Origin of the sequence: Rhodococcus sp. PvR044 (assembly GCF_040548995.1) — a bacterium.
GTDB classification, from domain to species: domain Bacteria; phylum Actinomycetota; class Actinomycetes; order Mycobacteriales; family Mycobacteriaceae; genus Rhodococcus_G; species Rhodococcus_G oryzae.
The window spans coordinates 760,736-784,141 of sequence record NZ_JBEPSX010000001.1 but is presented as its reverse complement, the minus strand read 5'-3'; the positions used below and the strand labels follow the sequence as shown (position 1 = coordinate 784,141).

At 68.8% G+C, this 23,406-nt stretch carries 23 protein-coding genes; 8 read left to right on the top strand and 15 right to left on the bottom strand.

Annotated elements, in window-relative coordinates; translation table 11 throughout:
* The first annotated feature begins 68 nt into the window (after positions 1 to 68).
* A complete protein-coding gene (locus ABIC28_RS03430) occupies positions 69 to 2,114 on the top strand; it encodes an elongation factor G-like protein EF-G2 (protein WP_354577506.1) in 2,046 nt (681 codons plus the stop codon).
* On the opposite strand, the gene smpB is transcribed toward ABIC28_RS03430, so the two are convergent.
* The 7 genes from smpB to ABIC28_RS03395 all read right to left on the bottom strand — a co-directional run bounded on the left by smpB (position 2,111) and on the right by ABIC28_RS03395 (position 7,807).
* The gene (gene smpB / locus ABIC28_RS03425; protein ID WP_077041093.1) at positions 2,111 to 2,587 is read right to left on the bottom strand and encodes an SsrA-binding protein SmpB; all 477 of its coding nucleotides are present in this window, start codon (positions 2,585 to 2,587) and stop codon (positions 2,111 to 2,113) included. The two genes, ABIC28_RS03430 and smpB, sit on opposite strands and share 4 nt — an antisense overlap.
* Before the next feature lie 67 nt (positions 2,588 to 2,654).
* Positions 2,655 to 3,560, bottom strand: a complete 906-nt coding sequence (ftsX, locus tag ABIC28_RS03420; protein ID WP_077041092.1) for a permease-like cell division protein FtsX — start codon at positions 3,558 to 3,560, stop codon at positions 2,655 to 2,657.
* 53 nt (positions 3,561 to 3,613) lie between these two features.
* Entirely contained in the window at positions 3,614 to 4,303 is a 690-nt protein-coding gene (gene ftsE / locus ABIC28_RS03415; protein ID WP_097213651.1) for a cell division ATP-binding protein FtsE, read from the bottom strand.
* Positions 4,304 to 4,368: 65 nt separating this feature from the next.
* Positions 4,369 to 4,806: an Rv3103c transmembrane domain-containing protein gene (locus ABIC28_RS03410; protein WP_354577502.1), complete on the bottom strand. Its 438-nt coding sequence runs from the start codon at positions 4,804 to 4,806 to the stop codon at positions 4,369 to 4,371.
* Positions 4,803 to 5,693 (bottom strand): mechanosensitive ion channel family protein, encoded by an 891-nt coding sequence (locus tag ABIC28_RS03405; RefSeq protein ID WP_269588304.1) that lies wholly within the window; start codon positions 5,691 to 5,693, stop codon positions 4,803 to 4,805. Before ABIC28_RS03405 ends, ABIC28_RS03410 begins: the two co-directional genes overlap by 4 nt.
* A 4-nt stretch (positions 5,694 to 5,697) precedes the next feature.
* Entirely contained in the window at positions 5,698 to 6,801 is a 1,104-nt protein-coding gene (gene prfB, locus ABIC28_RS03400) for a peptide chain release factor 2 (protein ID WP_097213653.1), read from the bottom strand.
* 49 nt (positions 6,802 to 6,850) lie between these two features.
* On the bottom strand, positions 6,851 to 7,807 hold the full coding sequence (locus ABIC28_RS03395) for a metallophosphoesterase family protein (RefSeq protein WP_354577499.1): 957 nt from the start codon (positions 7,805 to 7,807) through the stop codon (positions 6,851 to 6,853).
* Positions 7,808 to 7,931: 124 nt separating this feature from the next.
* Between ABIC28_RS03395 and hisN the strand changes: the two genes are divergently transcribed.
* Positions 7,932 to 8,771 (top strand): histidinol-phosphatase, encoded by an 840-nt coding sequence (gene hisN, locus ABIC28_RS03390; RefSeq protein WP_354577497.1) that lies wholly within the window; start codon positions 7,932 to 7,934, stop codon positions 8,769 to 8,771.
* A 1-nt stretch (position 8,772) separates the two neighbouring features.
* On the opposite strand, the gene ABIC28_RS03385 is transcribed toward hisN, so the two are convergent.
* Positions 8,773 to 9,099 (bottom strand): hypothetical protein, encoded by a 327-nt coding sequence (locus tag ABIC28_RS03385; RefSeq protein WP_257017743.1) that lies wholly within the window; start codon positions 9,097 to 9,099, stop codon positions 8,773 to 8,775.
* A 134-nt stretch (positions 9,100 to 9,233) separates the two neighbouring features.
* Here ABIC28_RS03385 and ABIC28_RS03380 point away from each other — a divergent pair, with 134 nt between their 5' ends.
* Positions 9,234 to 10,028: an LLM class flavin-dependent oxidoreductase gene (locus tag ABIC28_RS03380; protein WP_097213656.1), complete on the top strand. Its 795-nt coding sequence runs from the start codon at positions 9,234 to 9,236 to the stop codon at positions 10,026 to 10,028.
* A gap of 111 nt (positions 10,029 to 10,139) precedes the next feature.
* Positions 10,140 to 12,044 (top strand): HNH endonuclease signature motif containing protein, encoded by a 1,905-nt coding sequence (locus tag ABIC28_RS03375; protein ID WP_354577494.1) that lies wholly within the window; start codon positions 10,140 to 10,142, stop codon positions 12,042 to 12,044.
* Here ABIC28_RS03375 and ABIC28_RS03370 read toward each other — a convergent pair.
* Positions 12,041 to 12,409, bottom strand: coding sequence for a DUF1304 domain-containing protein (locus tag ABIC28_RS03370; protein WP_097210631.1), 369 nt, complete (start codon positions 12,407 to 12,409; stop codon positions 12,041 to 12,043). The two genes, ABIC28_RS03375 and ABIC28_RS03370, sit on opposite strands and share 4 nt — an antisense overlap.
* A 145-nt stretch (positions 12,410 to 12,554) precedes the next feature.
* On the opposite strand from ABIC28_RS03370, the gene ABIC28_RS03365 reads away from it, so the two are divergent.
* The gene (locus ABIC28_RS03365; protein WP_097210630.1) at positions 12,555 to 14,057 is read left to right on the top strand and encodes a multicopper oxidase family protein; all 1,503 of its coding nucleotides are present in this window, start codon (positions 12,555 to 12,557) and stop codon (positions 14,055 to 14,057) included.
* Between the two features lie 15 nt (positions 14,058 to 14,072).
* The gene (locus ABIC28_RS03360; protein WP_097210629.1) at positions 14,073 to 14,399 is read left to right on the top strand and encodes a hypothetical protein; all 327 of its coding nucleotides are present in this window, start codon (positions 14,073 to 14,075) and stop codon (positions 14,397 to 14,399) included.
* On the opposite strand, the gene ABIC28_RS03355 is transcribed toward ABIC28_RS03360, so the two are convergent.
* The 6 genes from ABIC28_RS03355 to ABIC28_RS03330 form a co-directional block, all read right to left on the bottom strand.
* Positions 14,396 to 15,910 (bottom strand): DUF4153 domain-containing protein, encoded by a 1,515-nt coding sequence (locus ABIC28_RS03355; RefSeq protein WP_306455715.1) that lies wholly within the window; start codon positions 15,908 to 15,910, stop codon positions 14,396 to 14,398. The two genes, ABIC28_RS03360 and ABIC28_RS03355, sit on opposite strands and share 4 nt — an antisense overlap.
* 101 nt (positions 15,911 to 16,011) lie before the next feature.
* On the bottom strand, positions 16,012 to 17,001 hold the full coding sequence (locus ABIC28_RS03350) for a HAMP domain-containing sensor histidine kinase (RefSeq protein WP_097210626.1): 990 nt from the start codon (positions 16,999 to 17,001) through the stop codon (positions 16,012 to 16,014).
* A complete protein-coding gene (locus ABIC28_RS03345) occupies positions 16,998 to 17,675 on the bottom strand; it encodes a response regulator (protein ID WP_097210625.1) in 678 nt (225 codons plus the stop codon). Before ABIC28_RS03345 ends, ABIC28_RS03350 begins: the two co-directional genes overlap by 4 nt.
* Before the next feature lie 77 nt (positions 17,676 to 17,752).
* A complete protein-coding gene (locus ABIC28_RS03340; protein ID WP_097210624.1) occupies positions 17,753 to 18,385 on the bottom strand; it encodes a response regulator in 633 nt (210 codons plus the stop codon).
* A complete protein-coding gene (locus ABIC28_RS03335) occupies positions 18,382 to 19,560 on the bottom strand; it encodes a sensor histidine kinase (RefSeq protein ID WP_257017135.1) in 1,179 nt (392 codons plus the stop codon). The genes ABIC28_RS03340 and ABIC28_RS03335 overlap by 4 nt, the downstream gene beginning before the upstream one ends.
* A 39-nt stretch (positions 19,561 to 19,599) precedes the next feature.
* Positions 19,600 to 20,484, bottom strand: a complete 885-nt coding sequence (locus tag ABIC28_RS03330; RefSeq protein ID WP_209925822.1) for an amidohydrolase family protein — start codon at positions 20,482 to 20,484, stop codon at positions 19,600 to 19,602.
* A gap of 158 nt (positions 20,485 to 20,642) precedes the next feature.
* On the opposite strand from ABIC28_RS03330, the gene ABIC28_RS03325 reads away from it, so the two are divergent.
* Positions 20,643 to 22,055 carry an acyl-CoA dehydrogenase family protein gene (locus ABIC28_RS03325; RefSeq protein WP_097210623.1) on the top strand — a complete coding sequence of 471 codons (1,413 nt, stop codon included), beginning with the start codon at positions 20,643 to 20,645 and terminating at the stop codon, positions 22,053 to 22,055.
* Positions 22,056 to 22,083: 28 nt separating this feature from the next.
* A complete protein-coding gene (locus tag ABIC28_RS03320; protein WP_097210622.1) occupies positions 22,084 to 23,292 on the top strand; it encodes an acyl-CoA dehydrogenase family protein in 1,209 nt (402 codons plus the stop codon).
* Positions 23,293 to 23,406: the final 114 nt, after the last annotated feature.

Below are 23,406 nucleotides of genomic sequence, written 5' to 3'. Positions count from 1 at the left end.
TTCCTCCGGCTGCGACGGGCCGACCCGCCTAGAATCGGGTCAGCCCGTCGCTGCGGGAGGAGACATCGATGGCCGACCGGATGACGGTTCGCGCGGGCAACGCCCCACCCGCCTCGCGTCCCGAGCAGCTGCGCAATGTGGTCCTGATCGGGTGCAGCGGCGCGGGCAAGACCACGCTGGCCGAGTCGCTCGCGTTCGCCGCAGGGGCCATCGGCCGGGCCGGCCGGATCCCGGACGGCAACACGGTCTCCGACTACGAAGAGATCGAGCACCAACAGCAACGATCGGTCCAGCTCGCGGTCCTGCCGCTGGAGTGGAACGGCTGCAAGGTCAATCTCCTCGACCCGCCTGGCCATCCCGACTTCGGCGCCGAGCTGCGGGCCGGTCTGCACGCCGCCGACGCCGCCGTCTTCGTGGTCTCGGCCACCGACCCGGTGACCACCCCCACCCGCGCGCTGTGGCGCGAATGTGCCGCGGCAGGCATCCCCCGCGCCATCGTGGTGGCCAAACTCGACGTGGCCCGCGGCAGCTTCGACGAGATCCTCACCGCCTGTCACGACGCGTTCGGCCTCGGCACCGACACGCTGCGGCCGGTCTACCTCCCGGTCTTCGCCGACGGCAGGCCCTGCGGGTCGCTCGGCCTGCTCACCGGGCGCAGCTACGGCGAACCCGGCGCCTGCCCCGATGCCGACGCGGCGCGCGAGAGCCTCGTCGAGGCCATCTCCGGCCAGGACGACGGCCTCATGGAGCGCTACCTCGCGGGCGAACCGCTCGACGAGGAGGCGCTGACCGACGGCCTGCGCCGGGAGATCGTCGACTGCGCCCTGCACCCCGCCCTCGCCGTCACCGACAACGGCGTCGGCGCGGCGGAACTGCTCGACCTCATCACCGGCGCGTTCCCGGATCCCACCCACCGGCGCGGACCCGCGCCCGCGGCCGACCCCGAGGCCCCGCTCGCCGCTCAGGTCATCCGGATCACCGGCGACGCCTACGTCGGCCGCATCAGCCTCGTACGCGTCTTCTCCGGCACGCTGCTCCCCGACACCCACGTCCACGTCGCAGGCGCGGCAGCCACCTCCGGTGAGAGCACCGACGAGAAGGTCACCACCCTCACCGGCCCGTTCGGCAAGCTGCAGCGACCGGTGCCCGAGGCGGTCGCGGGCGACATCGTCTGCCTGCCCAAGCTGACCGTCCACATCGGCGACACCATCGGCGACACCGAGGACCCTGCCCCGCTGGAGGCATGGGCGCTGCCGGTGCCGCTGCTGCCGGTCGGCGTCGAGGCGCACAGCAAGACCGACGAGGACAAGCTCTCCCAGGCACTGACCCGGCTGACCACCGAGGACCCGGCCCTGCGGCTGGAACAGAACCCGGACACCCACCAACTGGTCCTGTGGTGCACGGGCGACGCGCACGCCGAGGTGGCGCTCGACCGGTTGCGCAACCGGCACGGCGTCCACGTGGACACCGTGCCGTACCAGGTGGCACTGCGGGAGACGTTCGGCGGCAACGCATCCGGGCACGGTCGGCTTGTCAAGCAGTCCGGCGGCCACGGCCAGTACGCGATCTGCGACCTCGAGGTCGAACCGCTACCGACCGGATCGGGATTCGAGTTCCGCGAACACGTGGTGGGCGGTGCGGTCCCGAAGGGCTTCATCCCGTCGGTGGAGAAGGGCGTGCGCGCCCAACTGGAGAAGGGCGTGGCGACCGGTCACCCGCTCGTGGACGTGCGGGTGACCCTCGTCGACGGGAAGGCGCACTCGGTGGACTCCTCCGACGCCGCCTTCCAGACCGCCGCGAGCCTCGCCCTCCGCGACGCCGCGGGGCACACCTCGATCCGACTGCTCGAACCGGTCGCCGCCGTCGCCGTGACGCTCCCCGACGACTATCTCGGCGCCGTTCTCAGTGACCTGTCTGCCAGGCGTGGCCGGGTCCTCGGGACCGAGGTGAAGGGTCCGGGACTGTCGTTGCTGCGGGCCGAGGTGCCCGAGATCGAGCTCGCCCGCTACCCGGTCGAGCTCAACTCACTCGTGCACGGCAACGCCGAGTTCTCCCGCTGCCACCTGCGCTACGAGCTGATGCCCGACGCGCTGGCGGCCCAGGTCGCACGCTAGCGGCTCATGCCCTTCACGCGGCGCCCGAGCTCACGAGTGACCTCCCGCTCGGCCGTCCGTCGCGCGAGGTCCTGACGCTTGTCGTAGTCCTGCTTGCCCTTGGCGAGGGCGAGCTCCACCTTGACCTTGCCGTCGGAGAAGTACATCGAGAGCGGGACCAGCGTCTGGTTCCCCTCCCTGGTCTTGCCGACCAGGTGCTCGATCTCGCGCTTGTGCAGCAACAGCTTCCTGGTCCGCCGCGGCGAATGGTTGGTCCAGCTGCCCTGGGTGTACTCGGGGATGTGCAGCCCGCGCAGCCACACCTCGCCGTCGTCGACGGTGGCGAAGGCGTCGACCAGCGACGCCTTGCCCTCGCGCAGGCTCTTCACCTCGGTGCCGACCAGCGCCACGCCCGCCTCGTAGACGTCGATGATCGAATAGTTGTGTCGCGCCTTGCGGTTGGTCGCGATGACCTTGCGGCCCTTTTCCTTCACGTTCGGGCCCCTTCAGTCCGCGCAGTGATCGAGTTCTGTCCCCAGGATATGCCCGGGGCGCAACCGATTACTCACGGACGTAGAGCCGCAGCGTGATGTAGGCGGTGATCGCGGCCATGCCGACGCCGGTGAGCACCAGGAACGGCGACACCAGCAGCACGTCGCTGTTCGAGATCCGGGCGACGATGTTCGCGTCGTAGACGTCGGTGAGCACGTCGTCGATGAACAGATTCTTCGCGGTGAACAATCCGGCGATCGCCAGCACGGCACCGATCAGCGCGGCGACCACGGCCTCCAAGAGGAACGGGAGCTGGGTATACCAACGGGTCGCGCCGACGAGCCGCATGATCCCGACTTCGGTGCGACGGGTGAACGCGGCGATCTGCACCATGTTCGCGATCAGCAGGATCGAGGCGATCGCCTGCACGATGGCGATCGCGAAGGCCGCGTTCCGGATTCCGTTCAGCACGCTGAACAACCGCTCGACCAGGTCACGCTGGTTGAGCACGCTCTGCACACCAGGTCGAGCACCGAACGAATCGTTGATCACCCCGAACCGCTCCGGGTCGCTGAGCTTGATCTTGAACGAGGCGGGCAGCGAGTCTTCGCTCACCATCGACGCGAGCTCGGGCTGGTCCTTGAACACCCGCTCCTTGGCGTCCGCCACCGCGTCCGCGCGGTTGAGGTACTGCACGGACACCACCGACGGGGTGCTCTCGAGATCGCTGCGCAGGGCCGAGCAGATGTCCTGGTTGCAGTCGGGGTCGGAGATGGACACATCATCGGTGAGGAAGATCTGCACCTCGACCCGATCGAGGAAGATCTGCTGCGTCTTGCCCGCCATCTGGACGACGAGGAGTCCGCCGCCGAACAGGGCGAGCGAGATCGCGGTCGTCAGGATCATCGCGATGGTCATCGTGATGTTGCGGCGCAGGCCGGTGAAAACCTCGCTGAAGATGAAGCTGGCGCGCATCGGAAAGTCTTGTCCTTCGTATGTCGGGGTGAACGGCGAGGGGTCGGGGGTACCTAACGCCCCACGCCGTAGACACCGCGGGCCTCGTCGCGCACCACGCGTCCGAGGTCGAGTTCGACCACCCGGCGCCGCATCGAGTCGACGATGTGGTGGTCGTGGGTGGCCATCAGCACGGTGGTTCCGGTGCGGTTGATCCGTTCGAGCAGCAGCATGATGTCGCCGGTGGTGTCGGGGTCGAGGTTGCCGGTGGGCTCGTCGGCGAGCAGCACCAGCGGCCGGTTCACGAATGCCCGCGCGATGGCGACGCGCTGCTGCTCACCGCCGGAGAGTTCGGTGGGCAGTCGGTCCGCCTTGCCGGACAGGCCGACCAGGTCCAGCACCTCAGGAACGGTGCGATCGATCACGTTGCGCGGCTTGCCGATCACCTCGAGGGCGAAGGCCACGTTCTCGGTCACGGTCTTCTGCTGCAGCAGCCGGAAGTCCTGGAAAACGCAGCCGATGCTCTGCCGCAGCTTCGGCACCCGGCGCGCGGACAGCCGGTTCACGTGGAAGTCCCCGACCTTGATGTCGCCCGAGGTGGGGGTGTCCTCCTTGAGCAGCAGCCGCATGAAGGTGGACTTCCCGGACCCGGAAGGGCCGATCAGGAAGACGAACTCGCCCTTGTCCACCGAGACATTCACCTTGTCCAGTGCAGGCCTCGACGAGGTCTTGTAGGACTTGGACACATTCTCCACGCTGATCACGGGGAGCCAGTTTAGCCGTTATCCGACGGTGACCTTGGGTTTCGACGGACCCGCAGGTCCAGGCCCTACGGGGTGGGTGTGGGCGGTGTGGTCGACGTCTCGGGGGTGGCCGTCACGACCCCCTCCGGCAGCTCCACGCCGGACGGGACTGACAGCCACGGCGGCAGCACCACGACGGGCGGCGGGGTGGTCGTGACCGGCTGCTGTGAGGTGGTCGAAGGCGCACCAGTTGTGGTGCTGCTGCTGGGCGGCGGGGTGGTCGTGCTCGGCTCCGAGCGCTGCGGGGTCGGCGACTGGGTCTCCGAAAGCACCGGCGCCGTAGGCCCGATCACATCGTCTTTGGGCGGTTCCGGATTGAGGTATCCATGCAGCATCGCCGTGGCGACGAACGCCACGGAGAGGGCGACCGTGGAGGTCCTGGCGCGGCCGAGCGTCTTCGGCACCGACCAGCGTCGCTCCTGCTTGTTGGCCGGTTCCGTCTTCTTCGCACGTTCGGCGGTCATACGTTGTCCCCGATCTGATCGGCCGCCAACTCCGGGCCAACCAGGATCCCCTCCCGGCGCAGCGCCTCGGCGACCCGCACCCGCAGCTCGCGTCCCACCTGGAACTGCTTGCCGGGCAGGGTGCGCGCGACCATCCGGATGTTGACGGTGTCCAGCTCGAGACTCTCCACGCCCATCACCGACGGCTCGTCGAGGAGGAGCGGTTCGAGATCGGCGTCCGCGAACGCCTCGCGGCCGACACCCCGCAGTACGTCGTTGACGTGGTTGATGTCCGCAGTGGCGGGAATCGGGACGTCGACCACGGCCCGCGCCCAGTCCTTGGACAGATTGACGGCCTTGACGATCTGTCCGTTGGGCACGGTGATGACCTCGCCGTCGGAGGACCGCAGCCGCGTCACCCGCAGGGTCACATCCTCGACCGTTCCGTAGGCGTCCTCCGACGATCCGGTGATGGCGATCCTCGCGACGTCACCGAAGCCGTACTGCCGCTCGGCGATGATGAAGAAGCCGGCCAGGATGTCCTGCACCACACGCTGCGCGCCGAAACCGAGCGCGGCACCGAGCACGGTCGCGGGCGCGACCAGGCTCGCCACCGAGAAGCCGAGCCGCTGCAGCACCTCGATGGTCACCAGGGTGTACACGATGATGATGAGCACCCAGGTGATCACCTGGGCCAGGGCGTGCCTGTGCTTGGTCGCCTCCGAACGGACCAGCGCGTCGCCCTGGTGGTAGTTCAGGTCGATCCGATCGGTGACCTTGTTCCCCAGCCAGGAGAGGAACCGCCCGACCAGCAGCCCGCCGATGACATAGAGCACGATCTCCAGGCCGCTGGACCTCAGCCAAACTTCGAATCCGGTATCCGGGACCAGCTTGAACGCCGTGAACACCGACTCAGACCTGCTCCGCGCTCATCCGCCAGCGGATGCCGGACTCGAGGAAGCCGTCGATGTCGCCGTCGAGCACCGCCGACGGGTTGTTCACCTCGTACTCCGTGCGCAGGTCCTTGACCATCTGATAGGGGTGCAGCACGTAGGAACGCATCTGGTTGCCCCAGGAGCTGCCACCGTCGCCCTTGAGGGCGTCCATCTCGGCCCGCTCCTCGCGGCGCTTGACCTCGAGCAGCTTGGCCTGCAGCACCCGCATGGCCGAGACCTTGTTCTGCAGCTGCGACTTCTCGTTCTGACAGGTCACCACGATGCCGGTGGGGATGTGCGTCAGCCGCACCGCGGAGTCGGTGGTGTTGACCGACTGACCGCCGGGGCCGGACGAGCGGTAGACGTCGACGCGGACGTCGTTCTCGTTGACCTCGATGTGGTCGGTGGTCTCGACCACCGGCAGCACCTCGACCTCGGCGAAGGAGGTCTGCCTGCGGCCCTGGTTGTCGAACGGGCTGATCCGCACCAGGCGGTGGGTGCCCATCTCCACGGAGAGGGTTCCGTACGTGTAGGGCGCCTTGACCGCGAAGGTCGCACTCTTGATGCCGGCCTCTTCGGCGTAGGAGACGTCGTAGACCTCGACGCCGTAGCCGTGCTTCTCGGCCCAGCGGATGTACATGCGCATCAGCATCTCGGCCCAGTCCGCGGCGTCGATGCCGCCCGCGCCGGACCGGATGTTGACCAGCGCGTCGCGCTCGTCGTACTCACCCGAGAGCATGGTCTTGACTTCCATCGCCGCGATGTCCTCGCGCAGCGACGCACGCTCGGTATCGGCATCGGCGACGGCGTCGGCACCCTCGTCCTCGGCCAGCTCATAGAGCACCGGCATGTCGTCGAGGCGGCCGCGCAGGCCCTCGACCCGGCGCAGCTCGGACTGCGCGTGGGAGAGCTGGCTCGTCACCTGCTGGGCGTGCTCCTGGTTGTTCCACAACTCCGGATCCGCCGCCTGGTGCTCGAGTTCGTCGATGCGCCGGCGCAGCTCCTCGACGTCCAGCACCCGCTCGACGGTGGTGAGGGTGGTGTTGAGCTCGGCCAGGTCTGCGGAAACGTCGGGATGCACAAGAATCAAGGTTACCGGTGCCCGCAGGGGATTGCCGCCGCGGTCGCCCTCAGGTGACCGCGCCGGGCCAGCCCGGCGACGGAACGACCACGGGGCCGGGCCGGCCGTCGACGCGGAACTCCGCCGTCCGGATCACCGCGTTCCGCCGGAAGTCGAGCGCGTGGACCCGGACGGTCGGCCCGTCCACCTCGATCCGCAGCCCCTGGTTCTCGTTCCGGTCGACGGGCTCCTCACCACCGCGGCCGTCCGGGCCGAATCCGGTCTGCACTGCGCCGGTGTTGACCGCCGCGAACCCGTCCGGGTGCCCGCCCGGCACGGTCCGCCTGGTCAGCCAGTCCTCGCGATACAGGCTCCAATGGGTGTGGCCGCTCAGCAACAGCACGTTGGGGAACCCGGCGAGCAGAGCCAGCAGCTCGTCGGATTCCGCATAGTCACCGCTGTAGATCTTCGGCGCCTGGGTGAGCTGATCGGTGAACGTCCCCGACACCGTGCCCGGCAGCGCGTGATGGCTCATCACCAGCACCGGGCGCTCGCGCGGGCGCTCCTCGACGGTGTCCCGCAGCCAGTCCAGCTGGGTGCGGCCGAGGATCACACAGTGCCCACTCGCCTCGCTGCCGTCCGTCGTGCCGAGCCGGATCACGGGAACCCCGCCGACCTCGTGCGCGGAGAACAGCCCCGGCATCGCCGAGTACCGCAGGAACCGCGCGACCGATACCTCACTCGATTCACCGTTGTAGAACTCGTGGTTGCCGATCGTGTACAGCGCGTCCGGATGCTCGCTGCGGCGCAGCCGGTCGAACAATTCCTCGTACTCGTGCTCGCGGCCGTTCGGGGTGAGATCCCCGTTGACGAGTAGCGCGTCCGCCCGGCCGAACGCCGCGAGTCCGTCGAGCGCACGGTCGAGGTCGGTGAGGTCGCCCTGGATGTCGGAGATAACGTCGAACCAGACGGCCGTCGACGGCTTCGGAATCGGCTGGGCAGGTGGGCCGGGCGTGGGCGCGGTCATACCGAGGAATTCTGCCGCGGCAAGACTCGCCAGCGCGCCACCTCCGAAGAGAACACTGCGCCGTGTCAGCATCACGAGCCCGATCGTCACAGTCACGGCGAAACGGCCGCCCGACTCGCGCTGAATGCGCGGTGAATCGCCGAGGAAGTCCGGACCCGGGTCGAGTACCGTCTTCGCCGTGACCGATCTCGAACTCGCACTGCGCATCGCCGATGAGGCCGACACCATCACCATGGCCCGCTTCGGCGCGCTCGACCTGAAGGTCGACGACAAGCCCGACCTCACCCCGGTCTCGGACGCGGACCTCGCGGTCGAGCGGGCGGTCCGGGCGGTGCTGGCGGCGGAGCGGCCGGACGACGCGGTCCTCGGCGAGGAGTTCGGCGGCGACGCGACGTTCGAGGGCAGGCAGTGGGTGGTCGACCCGATAGACGGCACCAAGAACTTCGTCCGCGGGGTTCCGGTATGGGCCACGCTGATCGCGCTGCTGCAGGACGGGGTTCCGGTGGTCGGCGTCATCAGCGCACCGGCATTGAAGCGACGTTGGTGGGCCGCCGAGGGTACGGGCGCCTTCGCGTCGTTCGATGGCGGTGAGCCCACTCGGATCTCGGCGTCCGCGGTTGACCGGTTGGAGTCGGCGAGCCTGAGCTTCGCGAGCCTGAGCGGCTGGCGTGACCGCGGGATCCGCGACCAGTTCATCGCACTCACCGACGAGGTGTGGCGGGTCCGCGGCTACGGCGACTTCTACTCCTACTGCCTCCTGGCCGAGGGCGCGCTCGAGATCGCAGCCGAACCCGAGGTCTCGCTGTGGGACCTGGCACCGTTGGACATCCTGGTGCGCGAGGCGGGCGGACGCTTCACCGCGCTCGACGGCAGCGCGGGCCCGCACGGCGGCAGCGCGGTGGCGAGCAACGGCCTGCTGCACGACGCGGTGTTGGAGCGCCTGGGACAGTCGGGCACCGAGTAGCTCAGGGGCCACCCGAGAGCGAGTAGGCGATGTATCGATCGCCCCACTTCAGGAAGGCGCTCGTCGTGGCCTCACCGCGGACTTCATCGTTCTGCCACTGATAGATACCGTGCACGGGCGGCAAGAAGCCCGCTCGCTCGAGCGTCCAGGCCTCGGTGTGAGTGGGGCCGTACCGCTGATCAAGTTCCTCGCGACTGAACTCTGTGTTGCCAAGAAGGTAGGTCCTGCCGAGTGACTCGATTCTTTCTGGCGGAGTGAAGACGTTGACACTACGGTAGACAAGCATTGTGTAGAGCAGACCCGCCCCGAAAATCGCCGTGAGCGTCAAGGCCCCTACGCGGAGCGCTCGACGAGCTGGGAATGGCATGGCTCACAGTACAACCCGTAGGTCAGGCTGGATGGTCGCACTCACAACTGCGCAGACCCATCCGATTGTGGGCACAGCGGCGCTATGGTTCGACGATGCGTCATGCAATCTACGTGCCGCTCTTCGGCGCACTGGCTGACCCGCACGCGATCACCGACATTGCACAGGCCGCTGAGAATTCGGGCTGGGATGGGCTTTTCGTTTGGGATCACGTCCTGAGTCCCATAGCGGGCGAGTGGGCGATCGCGGATCCCTGGGTGGTACTGGCCGCTGCGGCAACAGTCACCAGCCGGATCAAGTTGGGGCCGATGGTGACACCACTGCCACGACGGCGGGTGATCAAACTGGCACGCGAGACGGTGACCCTCGACCACCTGAGTCGTGGCCGACTGATCGTGGGGTTGGGCACAGGCAGCGATGCCGGGCGAGAGTACTCGGCCTTCGGTGACGTCGCCGATCCTCGTCAGCGTGGCCGAGCGCTCGATGAAGGCGCCGAAGTTCTGGCCGCATTGTGGGCCGGCGAGACCGTCACCCACCGTGGGCTCCTGGTGGCAGAAAACGTGCAGATCCGCCCCCGGCCGGTCCAGCAGCCACGGATTCCGCTGTGGTTCGGTACCGAGCGCACTTCGGGCCGCCCGATAGAGCGAGCCGCACGATACGACGGAATCTTCCCACTCGAAACAGATGCGGCAGGGGTTGCGCGCATCGTGGAGAGAATCGAGACCGTGCGTGGTTCGTCTGGGTCGTTCGATATCGCAGTGGTAGCTCGTCCTGGCGTCGACCTCGAGGCACTCAGCACGGCCGGCGCCACATGGGCGATGCACGCCTTTTGGCCAGGACATACCCCAGAACAGGTACTTCGAGTGATAGATCGAGGCACCCCCGACTGAATCCTCGGAATCATCTTGTCGGTGGCCCCACATAGACTCGTACACATATTCGATACCGGGGGGTTTCGAGGTGGCGCCGCAGGTGAGGGCGCCCGCGCCGTCGAGCGCCCGGTGGATTTCGAGGACGGTGCCGCGGCTCTGTCGGCGTTGCGGGAGTACGGGCGGGCGGAGAACATCGCCGCCGCGCACAAGGTGTTGACGGCGGCTGCGTTTGCGCGGCGGCAGTTCGCGCACGAGGTTGATCTGTTCGGGGAGGAGTTCGCCTACCGGGCCGGGCGGTCGGCGGAGATGGAGACCTCGCTGGCGTTGGGTGTGAGTGCGTTCACCGCGGAACGGTATGTGGCGGTGGGCAATGCGTTGGATCTTCGGTTGCCGTTGATTCGTGAGGTGTTCGTGTCGGGGCGGGTGGACTTTCCGCGGGTGTTCGCGCTCGTCGACGCGACCGCGGAGATCTCCGATGCCACCCTCGCCCTGATGGAGGGCCATCTGGCGGACGCCGCGCTGTATTTGACGCCGAAGAAGTTGGTGGCGGAGGTGATGCGGGAGTTGATCCGCATCAACCCCATCGAGGCAGAAGAGTTGCGCAAGCGGCGTGAGCGTCACTGTCGTCGGGTGTCGGTGACCGCGGACCTGCACGGCATGGCCCAGGTATATGCGACGCTGACGGCGGCGGAGGGCCGGACCCTCGATTCGCTCGTCCAGGAGATGGCGGGCACCGTCTGCCGGGAGGATCCCCGCACCGTCGACAACCTGCGTACGGATGCGTTCATGGCGCTGGTGCACGGCGAGAGCTATCTGCACTGTCAATGCGGGCGCGATGACTGTCCGACCGCGCATTTGCCGCGCACCGAGCGGCCAAAACCCGAGGTGCATATCCATATCGATCTGGAGAGTCTGCTGCGGTTGGCGGATCATCTCGGGCATGTGGAGGGTCACGGGCCTATCGATCCGGAGTTGGCGAGGTTGCTCGCCGGGGATGCGACGTGGCAGGCGGTGATCACCGATGCAAGGCGCATCGATGCCGAACGAAACGGCTCTGTGGGCGATGGGGGCGAGGGCGACAGCTACTGCGGTGGCGACACCAACGGCAATGACGACGGAGTCAGCGGCGGCGAGATTGCCTGCGACAAAGCCGCTGAGGGACGCCGCGACGGCCAACTGCCACGAGAACCGAAGTCCGACAGCGAGTCAGGGGAACCCAACCCAGGGGATAGCTCTGTCGCGAACCCGACACCGGGAGTCCCGACCCGCTACCGCCTCCGACGCAGGACCGCGGGGCAACTGCCGCCGCGGCAGGACTCACCGAGGCCATCACCGGACACGAACACACGAGGGCCGCGGATCACCAACATTCTCGACGCGATCACCGCGAACCCTGCCCTGCTCGACGGCCAATACCCGGACGGGCACGGCGGATACGACCACCCACCCCGCGGAGCCCTGACCTACCGGCCCAGCAACACCGTCCGCACCGCGGTCTTCGACAAGTACGACACCTGCACCTTCCCTGGCTGCACCGTCAAGGCCCGCGACTGCCAGTTCGACCACATCGTCGAATTCGACCCCGACAACCCACACGCGGGCGGCTGGACTATCGAGAGCAACGGCGAACCCGCCTGCATCTGGCACCACCAGGCCAAGACCGACCGACTCTTCCGCGTCGTCCGCCTCGACGGCGACGTCATCGTCTGGATCGGCCAACACGGCGCAATCGGCGTCACCCTGCCCCTGCCGGCCGAACAACGACCCAGCGCCCGCACCAAGAAACCCGCAGCGCGGCCGACCTCGAAGCCGCCACCCGCACCACCGCCACCCGAACCACCCGACCCCGGGATCTACGAACTGACCTGGTGGGAAACCCACATGCACCCCACCGACCTACCCCCGACGCTCCCGGAACTCGCCACCATCACCGACCCCGGCCACCTCGCCCGATGCGCACAACTCCGCGCCCACCACGCCGAACACCTCGCGATCCTGGGCGAACGTCTCCGCCATCAACCCCCGCCGTTCTAGAACACGGCCGCGGTGATCAGCGCGAGCAGCGGGGTGATCCCCTGAACCACCGCCGGCCGCAGGTACTTTGCGCCCGTCGATGCGAGTACCACCGCGGCACCGACGATGCACACACAGCAGAAGACGACGATGGCGTGCCCGGCGGCGCCCCCGATGATCAGGCCGACAACGATGCCGATCGCCAGGAAGAGGTTGTAGAAACCCTGGTTGTAGGCCAACGGACGGGCGACATCCGCGTCCTGCTGGCTGGTCAGTCCGAAGCGTTTCCAGACCTCCGGGCGCGTCCACCACACGCTCTCCATGGCAAAGATCACGACGTGTAGCGCAGCAGCGAGACCAGCGAATATCTGGGCGATGACCGGCATGACAGAACGATGCCACACCGGCACGGGCATCGCGCGGTAACACAGCACGACTGCCCGCACAAGGCCCGCTGGGAGGAGCCGAATCGCCGAAACCCCGGCCTCCGGGCGGGCGGCACGCGCTCCCCCGCCCCGAAGACTCGAGGGCATGAACGTCGTCTCCAGGCGCGCCTTCCTGATGGGGCTCGCCGCCACCCCGATCGCCCTGTCCGCCGGATGCGCTGCCGGCCGGCCGAGTCCGGCGGGAGCCTCTTCCCGGCCGCTGCCCATCCCTCCGCTCGCGACCGCTACGACCGACGGGGCGGGTGCGCGGCATTTCACCCTCACCGCAGGGGCGGGCAGCTCGGAGATCGTGGCAGGCAAGTCGACCGCGACGTGGGGGTTCAACGGTTCGATGCTGGGTCCGACCATCCGCGCCCGCCGCGGCGAGTCGGTCGCGTTCACCATCGACAACGGCCTGCCCGAGGCGACCACGGTGCACTGGCACGGGATGCACGTGCCCGCCCGCTTCGACGGCGGTCCGCACCAGACCATCGAGCCCGGCGCCCGCTGGGAGCCGGCATGGACGGTGAACCAGCCGGGCGCGACCCTCTGGTACCACCCGCACCCGCACGGCTCCACCGAGAAGCACGTCTACCGCGGCCTGGCCGGACTGTTCCTGGTCGACGACGAGGTCACCGACGCCGTCGACCTGCCCAAGACCTATGGGGTGGACGACATCCCGCTGATCATCCAGGACAAGCGCTTCACCGCCGACGGAACCCTCGACGAGTCCGACCCCACCGACATCGGACTGCTGGGCGACACCATCGTCACCAACGGGATCGCAGGCGCCCACCTGCCGGTCAGCACCGAGAGGGTTCGGCTGCGGATCCTCAACGGCTCCTCGGGCCGGATGTACAACCTCGGCTTCGCCGACGATCGCGAGTTCCACCTGGTCGCGAGCGACGGCGGCCTGCTTGCGGCGCCCGTGCCGCTCACCCGGGTCCGGCTCAGCCCCGGCGAGCGGGCGGAGATCGTGGTGGCCGTGAACGGCTCGAACGCGCTGCTGCGCGCGCTGCCCCACGAGGACCACGCCGGACTCGACCGCGGCGACGCGGCCGCATTCGGCGTGCAGGAGAGCTTCGACGTCCTCGAACTGCGACCCAGCGAGAACCCGACCGGCTCACCCGCACTACCCGCATCGCTGGCGACCATCGCACGGCTCGACCCCACGGGTGCGGCCGCCGAGCGCAGCTTCGAGCTCCAGTGGTTCATGATCAACGGCGCCCAGATGGACATGAACCGCATCGACTTCTCCCCCACCGTCGACACCACCGAGGTGTGGACGGTGCGCAATGTCGACAACTGGCCGCACAACTTCCACGTGCACGACGTGCAGTTCCAGATCATCGACATCGACGGCAGCCCGCCGCCCCCGGCACTGGCCGGCTGGAAGGACACCGTCTACACGCCGCCGGGCGTCCGGTTCCGGCTGGCGCTGCGCTTCACCGAGTACTCCGACCCGACCTTTCCGTACATGTACCACTGCCATCTGCTGCTGCACGAGGATCAGGGCATGATGGGGCAGTTCCTCGTCCTCGAACCGGGTCAGAAGCCCGCTCCGATGGCGATGGACATGGACATGTCACACCAGGGGCACGGCGGCTAGCGGTTGGGAGGCCTGATGGAACCGGACGAGGTCGATTTCGCGCACACCGACGCGGCCGACCGGAAGCGGCGCGAGAAGGCCACCGAACTGGCCCGGTTCGCGTGGGACCGGGCCATCAGCGGAGCCGAGCTCCTCGACCTGCCCGACGACCGGTTGCGCAAGCTCGCGAGGGCAGCGGGCGCGAATCCGCCGAGCACCAGGGAGACCTGGACCGTGGTTGCCGACCTGCTCGACCAGAAGTCGACATGGGCCGCGGCGAACCCCGACCACCCGCAGGCCACCCCGGCGCACGCCGACGAGAAGATCATGTGGGTCAAGCGGCCCATCCCGCCCTGGACCTAGCCCAGCGAGAAAAGGTCGGTGCACTCCCCTACCGGCCTCGCCCGCAGGATCTCGCGCGCACGCGACCGCGCGTTGTTGTACTCGAACCACGCCGTGTCGTCGTCGACGTCCATCCCGAGCAGCGCGCACGAGCGTGCAGGCTCTGGCAGCCGGTCGAGGGCGGGCACCGCATCGACGGACAGGCCGCGCAGGTACCCGACGTCGATGTGCCCCGTGTCGGCGTACCGCTGCGCGTTCCGCTCCGCGATGTAGCCATCCGGATTGAGCGCGGCGAACCCGAGCAACCCCACCGCCACCGAAGCCAGCACCGCCCGCGGCAGCCACCGCGCCGACATCCGCACCCCGGCCACCATCAGCAACACGAAGACCACACCCAGCCACAGCTCAGTCGCCATCACGCCCACGCGCAGCCGGGTGAAGCCGAACTCGTTCTCGTACAGCGACATCCGATGCACCGCCGACGCGACGATCACGAGGGTGAGGACGCAGAGCGCCCCGAGGAGCAGGCGGGCGCTCAACCGGTCCCCCGAGTCCCGCCGATCCACCTTCCGGACGGCGACCGCGATGACGGCCAGGGTCAGGACGGTGACCGCGGTGAGCTGCCAGAAGCCCTGCCGCGCGTAATCGGCGTAGGTCAGATCGTCCGTGTCCTGCACATGGTCGTCCCCGCCGAACAGCACCCGTACCTGCACCGCGACGAAAACGACGAACAGCAGGTCCAGCAGCGCCAGCGGCACCGCCCATTCCCACCGCGCGACCGGGCGACCGGGCCGGGGCGCCAGTGCATCGAATCGCGGGGTCCGTCGCCGCAGGTAGGCCCCCGCGAGGGCGGTGCCCACGACGAGAAAGCCGAGAATCAGGCGGCCCACCGGATTCGTCACCTGCACGTCGGGAACCACGGCGCCGAACAGCTCGGCGAACTCCGGATCCGCGCTGACGAAGAGCGAACCGAACACCAGGATCAGCACGACGCTGATCGCCGTCACGGCGAGCACCCGTCCCGGTTTCACCCCCCGCCCGGTCCGTAGCCGGGCGCGGCCACGCCGCACCCAGCCGCTCACCCGCACGGGGGTGAGCCAGACCGCGGTCGACGCCAGCGCGAGGCCCGTCCACGTCCAGCCGCCGACAAGGGCGACCGATCCGACGACCCAGCTCGCCACGACGCACAGCGTGATCAGCCACTCGGCGCCGCGCACCGCCGCCACCGCGAGCAGGGCGAGGGCGCCGAGGGCCGCGCCGATCTGCAGCCCCGTCGGACGCGGACGAACGGTCGCGAATGCGGTCGCCGCCACCGCCACTCCGGTCAGGAGGTAGGCGATGCTCACCACCGTCACCTGCAATGTGAGGGTGGCGATGGCGCCGGCACCCAGTGCAGCGGCCAGGGTCGCGCGGGGGGCCATCGACGTGTGGTCCTGCCGCCACATCCCGCGTGGCCAGCGCCAAGGGCGGCCGCCCCGCACCATTTCGGGGCGCGCCGCCGTCATCGCTCGGTTCATCGTCTCTGCGCTCATCTGGTCCTCCTGATCCGCGCCCACCCGGCACGCGGGCAGGCGTCATCACGGGACCGGCCGGGAAGGCCGGACCCCCAAGGGAATTCGTCTTGTTGGTTGCGCTAGGTCTGTGGAATCGACACCCGGATGCAGCAGCCCGGACCCGTGTCGAGGACCTCGATACGGCCGCTGTGCAGCTCGACCGCCCAGCGTGCGATCGCCAGGCCGAGGCCGGTCCCGCCGTCCTGCGCGCCGCCGCGGGTGAAGCGCTCGAACACCCGGGACCGGTCGGCCACGGGGATGCCGGGGCCGTCGTCGTGCACGTCCAGGATCAGCTGGCCCGAGTCCTGGTCGATCCGGACCCGGACCCGCACGGGCGCATCCGGCGAACCGTGCCGCGCCGCGTTGTCGAGGAGGTTGGTGATCACCTGATGGAGTCGGGCCGTGTCCGCGACGGCGCGCAGCCCCGCCGGTGTCACCTCCACCAGGGCAGGCAACGGACCGCTGGGGCCTGCGGCCTGCCGGATCACCTCGTCCAGGAACGGCTCGATCTCGAAGGTGGTGCGCTGCAACGGCACCGCGCCACCCTCCAGCCTGGACAGATCCAGCAGGTCCGCCACCAGGCTGCCCAGCCGTTCGGTCTGGGCGAGCGCCGACCGCATCGTCTGCTGATCGGCCGTCTCGACGCCGTCGACCACGTTCTCCAGCACCGCCTGCAGGGCCGCGATGGGGGTCCGCAGCTCGTGTGAGACGTTGCCGATCAGCTCACGGCGGTATCGGTCGTCGGCCTCGAGGTCCTCCGCCATCTGGTTGAACGCCGTCGCCAGCTGGCCGATCTCGTCCCGCGACGTCGAACGCACCCGGCGCGAATAGTCGCCGGTCGCCATCGCCCGCGCCGCGGCGGTCATCTCCCGCAGCGGCGACGTCATGCCGTGCGCGAGTACCTGCGTCACCGCGAGCGCGGCGAGGAGGGCCGCGAGCAACGCGAACCGGAACTGCCACTGCGCGGTGATCCAGAAGGTCAGCGAGGCGAGGAACAGCGAGGCGACCACCAGCAGGCCGGTCTTGGCCTTGAACGAACGCAACGGGTCCAGCGGCCTCGGCCAGTTCACCTCGGCACCTCCAGCGCGTAACCGACCCCGTGCACGGTGCGGATCATGTCGCCGCCCAACTTGCGGCGCAACGCCTTCACATGGCTGTCGACGGTGCGACTACTGGCCGACTCGCCCCAGCCCCAGACCTGTTCGAGCAGCGTTTCGCGGGCGATCGCCGCGCGCGGCCGCAGGGCCAGGTGCGCCAGCAGGTCGAACTCGGTCCGGGTCAGGTGGACCTCCTCGGATCCGAGCCGGACCCGCCGAGCGGTGAGGTCGATCGTCACCTCGCCGATGGCGAGGGTCTCGGGCTGCTCCGGCACGGCACGCTCGGAACGGCGCAGCAGCGCGGCCACTCGAGCGACCAGGATCCGCATGCTGAAAGGCTTGCTCAGGTAGTCGTCCGCGCCCACCCCGAGCCCGATCACCATGTCCGTCTCGTCGGCGCGGGCGGTCAGCATCAGCACCGGAACCGGCCGGGTGGCCTGGATACGCCTGCACACCTCGAGCCCGTCGAAGCCAGGCAGCATGACGTCCAGCACCACCGCGTCCGGGTCGAAGCTCGCGCACGCGGACACCGCGCCCGGCCCGTCCGCCGCCGTCTCGACCTCGTACCCCTCCGCGCGCAACCGCGCGGCAATCGACTCGGAGATCGTGCGTTCGTCGTCGACGACGAGCACTCTTCGCTGGGTCATGCATCGACTGTATGGGCCGGGTGTGGGGATGCCCGGCAGGAGTTGTGAAGGTTGTGTGCAGGTTTGTGGGCCGCGACTCAGCCGAGTTTGTGCGAGTAGACCGCCAGCCGGACGCGGTTGTCGCAGGCGGTCTTGTCCATCAGGTTGGCGATGTGCGTCTTCACGGTCGTCACCCCGAGGTGCAGTCGGTCGGCGATCTCCTGATTGCTCAGCCCGTCACCGACGAGGGCCAGCACCTCCTGCTCACGTGCCGTCAGCGCGACGCCCGCGTCCCCGGACGGCTGCGGGCCGGTCTCGAGCGCGCGATCGACCAGGCGGCGCAACAAGTCGGGTGAGAACAGCATGTCGCCGTCGACGATACGGTGGATCGCGCTCAACAGATCGGTGGGCGCGGTGTCCTTGACCAGGAATCCCGCCGCCCCCGCCGCCAGCGCGGGATAGAGGTGATCGTCGTCGTCGAAGGTGGTGAGCACCAGCACCTTTGCCTGCGGCCGCGACCCCAGGATCTGGCGGGTCGCCTCGATGCCGTCCAGTCCCGGCATCCGCAGGTCCATCAGGATCAGGTCCGGAGACAGCTCGGCGGCCAGCCGGACCGCCTCGACCCCGTTCGCCGCCTCGCCGATCACCTCGAGGTCCTCGGTCGACTCGCACAGCATCCGCAGCCCGGCGCGGACCAGGCGCTGGTCGTCGACGATCAGCAATCGGATCACTTCTCCCCCTCCGCTGCCGTGACGGCGGCGCCGGGGAGCCAGGCATCGACCTCCCACCCCCGCTCGGTGGGGCCGACGTCGAGGGTGCCGCCGACGAGTTCGACGCGCTCCCCCATCCCGATGATCCCGTGCCCGGCCGGATTCGGGACGCCCGCATCATGGCCGGAGTCGGTGACCCGGACGGCGATTCCCGCACTTCGGTGTGCCACCGTCACCGCGACCGCCCCGCCAGGGTCCACGTGCTTCATGACATTGGTCAGCGATTCCTGCACCACCCGCAGCAACGTGAGCCTGCCGATCGCGTCCAGCCCGCGGAGGTCCTGGTCCACCTCCGAGGAAACCGTGAACCCCGCCGCCCGGGTGCGCTCGATCGCGGCCTCGATCTCCGTCGGCACCGCGTCGGACTCGACCAGCGCGACCTCGCCCAGCGCCGGATCCCGCAACGCCACCAGCAGCCTGCGGATGTCGGAGAGCGCATCGGAGGCCGTCGCGTGCACGTCGTCGAGCACCTCGTGTACCCGCGGGTCCGCATCTGCGAGCACGTGCCGCGCGACCCCGATCCGCAGCACGATCGATGCCATGTGGTGCGCGACGAGGTCGTGCAGTTCCCTCGCCAGCGCACTGCGTTCGGCGGTCCTCGCGTGGAGTTCGGCTTCGGCCCTGCGTGATTCGGCCGACGCTGCCTGCGCCCGGTAGGTCACCGCGAGGTCCCGTTGCGCACGCAGGTACAGCCCGAGCAGCAGGGGTAGGCCCACATACGCCACCGTCGAGACCGCGGTCGCGGGGCGCCAGAAGTCCGTGTGGCTGTCGACCCAGATCCCGGCTAGCACCGCACCGGTCCAGCACGCGGTCGCCGTGACCACCTGCCAGGTCCGATGTGTGCGCATCGCGACCTCGGCCAGCGACACCGCCCCCAGATACGGGACCAGCTCGGACAGCCCCCACGCGTCCGCGGCGAACAGCGGAACCGCCAGCGCGGACAGCACGACAGAGACGGGTAGCGGCCACCGGTCGCCCACGACGAAGACCGCGGCCGCGGCCACGGACAGCAGCCAGTAACCGGCAGGCACCTGGTACTCGCCAGGGAAGTCGCTCGCGAGCAGCATCAGCGGCACCAGGACCAGGGGCGCACAGCGCACCAGCGGGCGCAGGTCGCGACGCGGTCGGATCTCGATCACGACTCAACGGTAGGTGAGCCGATGGTCGGAAACCTCCTACCTGGGGAGGAGGCCGTAGACGCGCCGCGCGTTCGTCTCGAACAGCGCGGACCGAGCGTCGGCATCGAATTGCGCCGCCGCTGCCCGGTATCCGTCGTACAGCCGGTCGAACTCGCCGTACATGCGGTCCACCGGGAAGTTGCTCGCAAACATCGCCCGCCGCGGACCGAAGACCTCCAGGCACCGAAGCACCCACGGCCGCTGGGCCGCCCCGTCCAGGGTGTGCAGCGCCATGCCCAGCCCCGAGATCTTGCACTGCACGTTCGCGCGCTCACCGAGCACACCGAGCGCGGCCGACCACTCATCGAAATCCGCTGCGGCGATGGGCCATCCGGCGTGCTCGAGCACCACGGCCAGGTTCTCGTGGCCGCGCAGGACCTCGGACCAGCCCGGCATGGAGCGGGGATGCGCGACGAGGTCGAACACCAGCGAGTGCCGCCGCAGGTAGTCGAGCAGCGGCACGGTCACCTCGGAATCAGGGCGGAGCCCACGCAGCACCCGGATCCCACGGAAGAGCGGGTTGCGTCGCTGCGTGTCGAGGTCGGCCCGGATCGAGGGCCAGCCGGCGGCGGGGTCGACGGTGCCGATCGCCGCAGCGGGCCAACCGTCCGCGCGTGCGAGCTCCCCGATCCACTCCAGTTCGTCGAGATGTGTTCCGGTTCGGCTGACGGCCGAGACATGTACGATCGCGCGGACCTCATAGCCGGCGGTGTCGACGAGGTAGTCGGCCGCGGTGTAGTCGTGTGCCAATCGGCGCAGGTCACCGAGCGTGGAGGGCCTCGCGTCGCCCCGCTGCTGCATCAGCGGGTACCACGGCCGTCTCGACGGCAGCCAGTGATGCACATGCGGGTCCACGATCGCGATGGCCTGGTTGTCCGCCATGCCCCCAGCCTGGTCGCGGGCGGTATCGACGATCAAGCGCGGTCACCGCGGAATGGGAGACCGGGCTGGTGACCGTGATCACTCTGATGAAATTCTCGACTTCCTATCTTACTCCGGAGTAAGATAACGGGTGTCCACGACCGAACACCGAGAAACTGGTGATCATGAGTAAGCAAGACAGCGTTGTGAGAGCAAACGGCGCCAAGCGTGAGCCCCGCGACACCTCCGCCGTAGGCCTGAACCCGGTGAAGCGGGACGCGATGGGAGCAGCCATGCGGGTGCTCACCAAGATCACCGGCTCGGAGCTCGCCGAGAAGTACAACCTCCGCCAGACCATCGACCGGGTCACCTACGAGGGCACCAAGACCGGCTTCAAGACGCTCGGAGCTGCGACCAGGACGTTCACGAAGGTCTCGGGCGGCGGCCAGCCGAAGCGTCTGCCCACGGCCGAGGCCAAGAACGCCGACTACTTCGACATCACCCCGAACGACGAGCAGAAGATGATCGTCGAGACGGTCCGCGATTTCGCGGGCGAGATCCTGCGCCCCGCCGCGCACGACGCGGACGCGGCCGCCGCCTCGCCCGCCGACCTGGTCGCGCGCGCCGCGGAGCTCGGCATCACCCTCATCAACGTGCCCGAGGAGCTCGACGGCGCCGCCAGCGAGCGCGGCGCGGTCACCAACTCCCTCGTCGCCGAGGCGCTCGCGCACGGCGACATGGGCCTGGCGCTGCCGATCCTCGCGCCCAGCGGCGTCGCGGTCGCCCTGACCCAGTGGGGCACCGACAGCCAGCAGCAGACCTACCTCCCGGCCTTCACCGGCGAGAAGGTGCCGAACGCGGCAGTTGTGGTCAACGAGCCCCGCGCGCTGTTCGACCCGTTCGCGTTGCAGACCAAGGCGGTTCGCTCGCCCAGCGGCTACAAGCTCAACGGCGTCAAGTCCTTCGTGCCCGCCGCCGCGGACTCCGAGCTGTTCATCGTCGCGGCCGAGCTGGACGGCAAGCAGGCCTTCTTCATCGTCGAGTCCGACGCCAAGGGCCTCGTCGTTGAGGCGGATCCCAGCATGGGACTGCGCGCGGCCGGCCTCGGCCGGCTGATCCTCACCGACGTCTCGGTGCCCGAATCCGCCATCCTCGGCGACGGCGACGCCGCCCAGCGTGCGGCCGACTACGCCAACGCCATCCGCCTGGCCCGCCTCGGCTGGGCCTCGATGGCGGTCGGCACCAGCCAGGCCGTGCTGGACTACGTGATCCCCTACGTCAACGAGCGCGAGGCGTTCGGCGAGCCGATCAGCCATCGCCAGGCGGTGGCCTTCATGGTCGCCAACATCGCCATCGAGCTCGACGGCCTGCGACTGGTCACCCTCCGCGGCGCCTCCCGCGCCGAGCAGGGTCTGTCCTTCGCGCGCGAGTCGGCGCTGGCCCGCAAGCTCGCCTCGGAGAAGGGCATGCAGATCGGCCTCGACGGTGTGCAGCTGCTCGGCGGCCACGGCTTCACCAAGGAGCACCCGGTCGAGCGCTGGTACCGCGACCTGCGAGCCATCGGCGTTGCCGAGGGCATCGTCCTCATCTGACGCCGCTGCTGTCCACTAGGAGACTTTGATGATCAACCTCGAACTTCCCAAGAAGCTCAAAGCCTCTGCGAACCAGGCACACCAGGTCGCAGCGGAGATCTTCCGGCCCATTTCGCGCAAGTACGATCTGGCCGAGCACGAGTACCCCGTCGAACTCGACACCATGGCGGCCATGATCGAGGGCCTCAACGACTCGGGCGGTGACGTCGGTGGCGCTGCCGGTGGCCGGTCGGAGGCCTCCACCGAGCTGCTCGGAAACTCCAACGGCGGCAACATGGCCGCACTGCTGAACGCGCTCGAGACCTCGTGGGGCGATGTCGGCCTGATGCTCTCGATTCCCTACCAGGGACTCGGCAACGCTGCGATCGCGGCGGTGTCGACCGACGAACAGCTCGAGCGCTTCGGCAAGGTCTGGGCCTCGATGGCCATCACCGAGCCCAGCTTCGGTTCTGATTCCGCGGCCGTCACCACCACCGCCGTCCTGGACGGCGACGAGTGGGTTCTCAACGGCGAGAAGATCTTCGTGACCGCGGGCGAGCGCTCCACCCACGTCGTGGTGTGGGCCTCGGTCGACAAGTCGAAGGGCCGCGCCGCGATCAAGTCGTTCGTGGTGCCGCGGGACGCCCCTGGCCTGTCCGTCGCGCGTCTCGAGCACAAGCTCGGCATCAAGGCGTCGGACACCGCCGTGCTGCTGCTCCAGGACTGCCGGATCCCCAAGGACAACATCCTCGGCAGCCCCGAGGTGAACGTGGAGCAGGGCTTCGCGGGCGTCATGCAGACCTTCGACAACACCCGCCCGCTGGTGGCCGCCATGGCCGTCGGCGTCGGCCGGGCCGCACTCGAGGAACTGCGCGGCATCCTGGCCGAGGCGGGTGTCGAGGTCTCGTACGACACCCCCGCCTACAACCAGCACGCGGCGGCCGCCGAGTTCCTCCGCCTCGAGGCGGACTGGGAGGCGTCCTACCTGCTGTCGCTGCGGGCGGCCTGGATGGCCGACAACAAGAAGCCGAACTCGCTCGAGGCGTCGATGTCCAAGGCGAAGGCGGGACGCACCGGCACCGACGTCACGCTCAAGGCCGTCGAGCTGGCAGGCAGCCTCGGATACTCGCAGCACACGCTCCTGGAGAAGTGGGGCCGCGACTCGAAGATCCTCGACATCTTCGAGGGCACCCAGCAGATCCAGCAGCTGATCGTGGCGAGGCGCGTGCTCGGAAAGTCGTCTGCCGAGCTCAAGTAGTCTGCGCTGCACGCTGTTTCATGCAACGTCCGCCCCCGTCGCCTCCAATGGCGGCGGGGGCGGACTCGTTGCACTGAGCGGTCTTGCATCACCAAAGCGCTTGATTAACAACAA

Coding starts and splice junctions, on each gene's coding strand:
- ABIC28_RS03430 (WP_354577506.1), top strand. CDS start 69: ATGGCCGACCGGATGACGGTTCGCGCGGGCAACGCCCCACCCGCCTCG.
- ftsX (WP_077041092.1), bottom strand. CDS start 3,560: ATGCGCGCCAGCTTCATCTTCAGCGAGGTTTTCACCGGCCTGCGCCGC.
- ABIC28_RS03410 (WP_354577502.1), bottom strand. CDS start 4,806: ATGACCGCCGAACGTGCGAAGAAGACGGAACCGGCCAACAAGCAGGAG.
- ABIC28_RS03395 (WP_354577499.1), bottom strand. CDS start 7,807: ATGACCGCGCCCACGCCCGGCCCACCTGCCCAGCCGATTCCGAAGCCG.
- hisN (WP_354577497.1), top strand. CDS start 7,932: ATGCGCGGTGAATCGCCGAGGAAGTCCGGACCCGGGTCGAGTACCGTC.
- ABIC28_RS03380 (WP_097213656.1), top strand. CDS start 9,234: ATGCGTCATGCAATCTACGTGCCGCTCTTCGGCGCACTGGCTGACCCG.
- ABIC28_RS03370 (WP_097210631.1), bottom strand. CDS start 12,409: ATGCCGGTCATCGCCCAGATATTCGCTGGTCTCGCTGCTGCGCTACAC.
- ABIC28_RS03365 (WP_097210630.1), top strand. CDS start 12,555: ATGAACGTCGTCTCCAGGCGCGCCTTCCTGATGGGGCTCGCCGCCACC.
- ABIC28_RS03360 (WP_097210629.1), top strand. CDS start 14,073: ATGGAACCGGACGAGGTCGATTTCGCGCACACCGACGCGGCCGACCGG.
- ABIC28_RS03355 (WP_306455715.1), bottom strand. CDS start 15,910: ATGAGCGCAGAGACGATGAACCGAGCGATGACGGCGGCGCGCCCCGAA.
- ABIC28_RS03345 (WP_097210625.1), bottom strand. CDS start 17,675: ATGACCCAGCGAAGAGTGCTCGTCGTCGACGACGAACGCACGATCTCC.
- ABIC28_RS03330 (WP_209925822.1), bottom strand. CDS start 20,484: ATGGCGGACAACCAGGCCATCGCGATCGTGGACCCGCATGTGCATCAC.
- ABIC28_RS03320 (WP_097210622.1), top strand. CDS start 22,084: ATGATCAACCTCGAACTTCCCAAGAAGCTCAAAGCCTCTGCGAACCAG.